Consider the following 5,764-nt stretch of genomic DNA (forward strand, 5'->3'; position numbering starts at 1 on the left):
TACGCAAAAGTTTGTCTTATGAGGAGCGTGCTCGTATTGATACGCTTATCGCCAAACATGTGGTAGCGACAGCCGAATGGTGCAACTCTGCTTTGATTTTGACGTATCTTTCGGTTGATAAAGAGGTTGATACTCGCGAACTTATTGAATATGCGTGGCAGGCAGGAAAGACCGTTGCGATTCCTCGCGTTATTCCTCATACCCGTCTGATGGACTGGTATCGTATTCAAGATTTTAATCAGTTAGAAAAAAGTAAGTTTGGCATCCTAGAGCCTTTGGCGGATCCAAAGAATCTGATTCGTCTCTCTGATGAAGATGTGTTTGGTATTCCGTCTCTGGCTGTTGTGCCTGGATTGAGCTTTGATCTGGCAGGCTATCGTATGGGTTATGGCGGCGGCTTTTATGACAGCTTACTCGCAAGTTTTGCGGGCTACTCTGTTGGTCTTTGTCGTGAAATTCAGCTGTGCGATAGTTTGGCGGATTTAGGCGTTATTGATATTCATGATCAAGCTGTAGAACTTGTTGTGAGCGAGCAGCAAACCATAAGGGCACACGCTTAGTGGCTGTCCTGTTAGCTCAGATGCAAGGATAGACCATCGTGCTTCTCTGCAAAAAATCGAGTGCTATTTCGTGATTCTACCTACTTAGTAAGGCAACAAAATATATTTGTGCGAATTACTAAAAGAAACAGTAGAAAAAATGTAATAGCAGATAAAACGCCGTGTTATAGTGAGTATATAAGTTACGAGAATGTTACGGTGACGACGGAGAAGGATGGTTTATATGGCAGTCATCGTTTTTATTTTTGCTTTGCTTATTGGCGGACTCGTTCTTTCTGCAGTTCCTTGCACTACCACATCTGAAAGTGCAGATCAGCCAGACTATCACTATGTTCCTTATGCAGGAGATGTCTGGAAGGCATAAGTTTGTAGTAACAACATAATTGAGATTTCATTTAGATCCTATTTGCGAGGCGGCACACCCATGGTGTCGTCTCGTTTTTTTTGCGCACCATACGCAACAGCTGCTCTTGAATCGTTTTTGGATGATTTGCTTTAACATTGGCATGAGTCATTTTTTGAGAAGCGGGGTAGTGTCCAGATAAACGGTATTTTTACAGCTAGCTGCTACGATATATTTTAGTTGAAAAGTATAGGAGAGCTTCCATGCTTATAGATGTACAAGCACTACGCGATGATTTGCTAGACCTCAAGCTTAAGTCAGTTCTTATTCTTGGTTCATCTGAGGTGATGCGCACCAAACAGGTAAAGGGTCCACTTGCATTGGCGCACATCGCAGTGCTTACTCCTAGTGATGAAGAAAAAGCATGGCTTGAAGCAGTGATGGAGACAGGCGTTGAAAATGCCGATGCAGAGCACTTTAAGCGACTTGTAGATCACGCAGCAGAACATGGATCTCAACTTGCCGTTATTCTCGATCCGACTTTAGTGAAATTGGCAAGCATATCTCAGGTAACGACAGCTGTTTTGGATGCGACTAAGTATCTGAAGAAGTAACTATTATTTAGGTGAAAGATTCATTATCGATCTTCATAGTATGGCTGTCATGCGGCAATTGCTAAGAATAATTCAATATGACAAGACAGGTGAACCGCTTAAACGGTATGGCAAGAATTAGCTATAACAAGATTTGGACTTATCTGTACTATTAACAGATGAGATCGACATACGCTTTTGTCTCATCTGTAAAGAAGGGGAGTTTGCAACTATGGCCAAGTCCGATATTGAGATTGCCCAAGAAGCAGAAATCAAACCTATCAAAGAGATTGCTAAAAAGCTGGGTTTGACCGATGATGAGCTCATTTTCTACGGTCACTTTATGGCCAAAGTTGATGTGAGCAAGCTAGCAGATAAGCCTAAGAAGGCCAAGCTCATCCTCGTGACTGCCATCAACCCCACGCCTGCAGGTGAGGGCAAAACGACAACTTCGGTTGGTCTTGCCGATGCAATGAACCGCCTAGGTTATAACACGGTCCTTGCTCTGCGTGAGCCTTCGCTAGGCCCTGTTTTTGGCGTGAAGGGTGGTGCCGCGGGTGGTGGTTATGCCCAGGTCATCCCCATGGAAAACATCAATTTGCATTTTACTGGTGACTTCCACGCTATCGAAAACGCTAACAATCTTTTGGCTGCCATGCTGGATAATCACATCAAACAAGGCAACGAGTTGAACATCGATCCTCGTCGTATCGTGTGGAAACGCGCGATGGATATGAATGACCGGCAGCTCCGCCAGATTGTTGATGGCATGGGTGGTGTTGCCAATGGTATACCGCGCCAAGATGGCTTTGATATTACGGTTGCCTCAGAGGTAATGGCTGTGTTCTGCTTGGCAACAAGTTTGTCGGATCTCAAAGAGCGCCTTGGTCGCATCGTGGTTGCCTACACCTATGACCGCAAGCCCGTATGCGCACATCAGCTTAAGGCAGAAGGCGCGATGACTGCATTGCTCAAGGATGCTATCAATCCGAATCTTGTGCAGACACTTGAGCACAATCCTGCTTTTGTTCATGGTGGCCCCTTTGCCAATATTGCACATGGCTGCAATTCGGTATCCGCTACCACTACGGCAATGCAGTTGGGCGACTATGTTGTTACCGAAGCTGGCTTTGGTGCTGATCTTGGTGCCGAGAAGTTCTGTGATATCAAGTGCCGCTTGGCAGATCTTTCACCTGATGCGTGTGTTGTTGTCGCTACGGTCCGTGCGCTTAAACATCACGGTGGGGTTGCAAAAGCCAATCTCAACAGTGAGAATCTCGAGGCACTTGAGGCAGGTCTTCCCAACCTTTTGCAGCATGTTCACAACATGAAAAACGTTTATGGTCTGCCCGTAGTCGTGGCTCTTAATGCCTTCCCGACAGACACCAGAGCCGAGCTCGACCTCGTTGAGGCAAAATGCAAGGAATTGGGTGTTAACGTTGCGCTCTCTGAAGTTTGGGCGCAGGGTGGTAAAGGCGGCGAGACGCTTGCGCGCGAGGTTGTGCGTCTTTGCGACGAGCCTTCGGACTTCCACTTTAGCTATGAGCTCGGCAGTATCAAAGATTCTATTGACGCTATTGCTCGTCGTGTCTACCACGCCGATGCTGTGGATTTCACAGTGGCCGCAGAAAAGCAGATCAAGCAGCTTGAAGACCAGGGCTTTAGCAATATGCCCGTATGCATGGCAAAGACCCAGTATTCGTTTAGTGACGATCAGACCAAACTTGCCGCCCCCAAGCATTTCCGTATTACCGTGCGTAATGTCAAAGTATCTGCAGGTGCGGGCTTTATTGTGGCACTCACAGGTGACATCATGACCATGCCAGGTTTGCCCAAACATCCTGCAGCAGAAAATATCGATGTTGATGAAAATGGCAACATCGTAGGTTTGTTCTAACTATATGAAGAGTGCAGAAGTTCCACTCTGCACTCTTTTCTCTCAATTTGAGGTGGACTTCATGACAGAACAACTGAGCACACGTAGCTGTCGTGATTTTGCGGCGGTATTAGCTTCAAAACAGCCAGTGCCTGGAGGCGGGGGAGCAGCAGCTCTGGTGGGTGCACTTTCTGCAGCGCTCTGCTCAATGGTGGGCAATTTCACCACAGGCAAAAAGCGCTATGCCGAGGTAGAGGCAGACATCCAACGTATGCTTGTGGACGCCGGAGAGCTCCGTGAAAAATTACTTAATCTCGTTGATGATGACGCTATTGCTTTTGAGCCGCTCTCGCGTGCCTATGCAATTCCTAAAGAAGATCCTCAGCGTATAACAATTCTCGAGGCGGCTACCCAAGATGCCTGTAAGGCCCCTCTTGAGATGATGCATGTATGTGCCCAGACCATTGACCTTCTAGACGAGATGGAGCAAAAGGGCTCACGTATGTTGCTTTCTGATGTGGCGTGCGGTGCTTATTTTGCTGTTGCTGCGCTGCAGAGTGCGGCTCTTAATGTTTTTGTGAATACCAAGCCATTTCGTTCACACGATTGGGCAATTGCGGCTGAGAGCGATGCAAAAAAATTGTTGGATATGTACCCCGCGCGGGGCAACTTAGTTGCTCGAAAAATATTTGAACAACTAACCAACTAAAGAGGTAAAAATGGCAAAGCTATTACAAGGTGCGCCCGTAGCTGCTGCGTTGACCGAAAAGCTCCAGCTGCGTACCGCGCTGCTCAAAGAACAGGGTATTACACCTACTTTAGCAATCGTGCGGGTAGGTGAGCGTGCAGATGATCTTTCCTATGAGCGTGGAATTCTTAAACGTGCTGAGAAGATAGGGCTGGGTGTTTGTCAGTTCATCCTGCCTCTTGACTGCAGTCAAGAGGAGCTACTCAAGGTGATTGGTGAGGTAAATACACGCGATGATATTCATGGCTGTTTGATGTTTCGTCCGCTGCCTGCCCATTTGGATGAAACGTGCGCTTGTGAGCTTCTTGATATAAGCAAGGACATTGACTGCATTACGATGGGCTCACTTGCTGGCGTTTTTGCCGCGCGTCCCGAAGGCTTTCCGCCTTGTACTGCACAAGCAGTTGTGCGCTTGCTTGAGTATTACGGTTATGAGCTTTGTGGGGCTGATATTTGCGTTGTTGGACGTTCTCTTGTGATTGGCAAACCCGTATCTATGATGCTCCAGGCAAAAAATGCGACGGTGACGATGTGTCATACAAAAACACATAACTTAGCCGAGCATTGCCGTGCTGCAGATATTTTGGTGGTTGCCGCAGGCCATGTAAAAACTATTGGCGCTGCTTGTGTGCACGAGAATCAGATTGTTGTTGATGTTGGTATTAATTGGGATACTGATGCGGCAAAACTTGTCGGTGACGTAGACTTTGAAGCTGTTGAATCTCTTGTTGCAGCAATCACGCCTGTACCAGGAGGTGTTGGTTCTGTGACGACGGCAGTGCTGGCGCAGCATGTGGTCGAAGCAGCTGAGAGGACGGTAGCCTAGATGGCTGACGAACAAACATATACGCAGATGGCAGGGCAGGCTACCGGCAAGATCGATCGTCCTCGTGCTGAAGCGGCCATCCGTGAACTACTCTATGCAATAGGGGAAGATCCTCATCGCGAGGGTTTACAGGGTACTCCCAATCGTGTGGCACGTGCCTGCGAAGAACTTTTTGCTGGTCTTTCTGATGATCCTGCCCGCTACTTGCGCAAGCAGTTCCAAGAAGACCATAACGAAGAGATGGTTATCGTGCGGGATATCCCTTTTCATTCCATGTGCGAACATCATCTATTGCCCTTTATTGGTAAGGCACATGTTGCCTACATTCCGCGTGCAGGTCGCATTACGGGTCTTTCCAAGATTGCTCGCTGTGTGGCGGGTTTTGCGGCGCGTCCACAGGTACAGGAGCGTCTGACAGCAGAAGTAGCTGATGCAATGGTAGCCGAGCTCAATCCCTTGGGCGTGATGGTGGTTATCGAAGCAGAGCATACCTGTATGACCATGAGGGGTGTCCGTGCCGCAGGTGCCGTGACGGTAACCTCCTCGGTCCGTGGTTGTTTTAAGCAAAACGAAAAAACTCGTACTGAAGCGCTGCGCCTTTTGGGTGTGAGCCATTAAGGGGTAGCCATGACCTATGCTCTTCCTTTTGAGGTTATAAACTGGGATTATGAGCAAGCGCTCGATCAACTGCATCGAGCGCTACATTTTGGTATTCAACCCATGCTTGAAACCGTTATTGATATGCTTGCTGAGCTGGGAAATCCTGATTTATGCTTCGATGCTTTGCAAATTGCTGGCACTAATGGCAAAACCAGCAC

Annotated in this window: 7 protein-coding genes and 1 pseudogene; all 8 read left to right on the forward strand. The window is 47.7% G+C overall.

Translation table 11 applies throughout. The annotated features are described in order from the left end of the window. Positions 1-560, forward strand: a 560-nt coding sequence (locus Q0X25_RS06795; protein ID WP_298580357.1) for a 5-formyltetrahydrofolate cyclo-ligase, incomplete at its 5' end; no start/stop codon positions are given. A 223-nt stretch (positions 561-783) separates the two neighbouring features. Then, positions 784-924: a hypothetical protein gene (locus tag Q0X25_RS06800; RefSeq protein ID WP_298580360.1), complete on the forward strand. Its 141-nt coding sequence runs from the start codon at positions 784-786 to the stop codon at positions 922-924. Positions 925-1,166: 242 nt separating this feature from the next. Continuing rightward, a complete protein-coding gene (locus Q0X25_RS06805; protein ID WP_298580362.1) occupies positions 1,167-1,517 on the forward strand; it encodes a hypothetical protein in 351 nt (116 codons plus the stop codon). 211 nt (positions 1,518-1,728) lie between these two features. Continuing rightward, positions 1,729-3,393: a formate--tetrahydrofolate ligase gene (locus tag Q0X25_RS06810; protein WP_298580366.1), complete on the forward strand. Its 1,665-nt coding sequence runs from the start codon at positions 1,729-1,731 to the stop codon at positions 3,391-3,393. 61 nt (positions 3,394-3,454) lie between these two features. Then, on the forward strand, positions 3,455-4,081 hold the full coding sequence (locus Q0X25_RS06815; RefSeq protein ID WP_298580369.1) for a cyclodeaminase/cyclohydrolase family protein: 627 nt from the start codon (positions 3,455-3,457) through the stop codon (positions 4,079-4,081). Between the two features lie 10 nt (positions 4,082-4,091). Further along, positions 4,092-4,946, forward strand: coding sequence for a bifunctional 5,10-methylenetetrahydrofolate dehydrogenase/5,10-methenyltetrahydrofolate cyclohydrolase (locus Q0X25_RS06820; RefSeq protein ID WP_298580372.1), 855 nt, complete (start codon positions 4,092-4,094; stop codon positions 4,944-4,946). 27 nt (positions 4,947-4,973) lie between these two features. Beyond that, positions 4,974-5,564: a GTP cyclohydrolase I FolE gene (gene folE, locus Q0X25_RS06825; protein WP_367270413.1), complete on the forward strand. Its 591-nt coding sequence runs from the start codon at positions 4,974-4,976 to the stop codon at positions 5,562-5,564. A 9-nt stretch (positions 5,565-5,573) separates the two neighbouring features. Next, a pseudogene (locus Q0X25_RS06830) lies at positions 5,574-5,764 on the forward strand (bifunctional folylpolyglutamate synthase/dihydrofolate synthase); the annotation flags it as partial.

It is taken from the genome of uncultured Olegusella sp. (assembly GCF_947253395.1).
Classification (GTDB): domain Bacteria; phylum Actinomycetota; class Coriobacteriia; order Coriobacteriales; family Atopobiaceae; genus Olegusella.

What these genes read in the sequence shown, in the direction of transcription:
- Q0X25_RS06810 (WP_298580366.1), top strand. Translation starts at nt 1,729, where the DNA reads ATGGCCAAGTCCGATATTGAGATTGCCCAAGAAGCAGAAATCAAACCT.
- Q0X25_RS06800 (WP_298580360.1), top strand. Translation starts at nt 784, where the DNA reads ATGGCAGTCATCGTTTTTATTTTTGCTTTGCTTATTGGCGGACTCGTT.
- folE (WP_367270413.1), top strand. Translation starts at nt 4,974, where the DNA reads ATGGCAGGGCAGGCTACCGGCAAGATCGATCGTCCTCGTGCTGAAGCG.
- Q0X25_RS06820 (WP_298580372.1), top strand. Translation starts at nt 4,092, where the DNA reads ATGGCAAAGCTATTACAAGGTGCGCCCGTAGCTGCTGCGTTGACCGAA.
- Q0X25_RS06815 (WP_298580369.1), top strand. Translation starts at nt 3,455, where the DNA reads ATGACAGAACAACTGAGCACACGTAGCTGTCGTGATTTTGCGGCGGTA.
- Q0X25_RS06805 (WP_298580362.1), top strand. Translation starts at nt 1,167, where the DNA reads ATGCTTATAGATGTACAAGCACTACGCGATGATTTGCTAGACCTCAAG.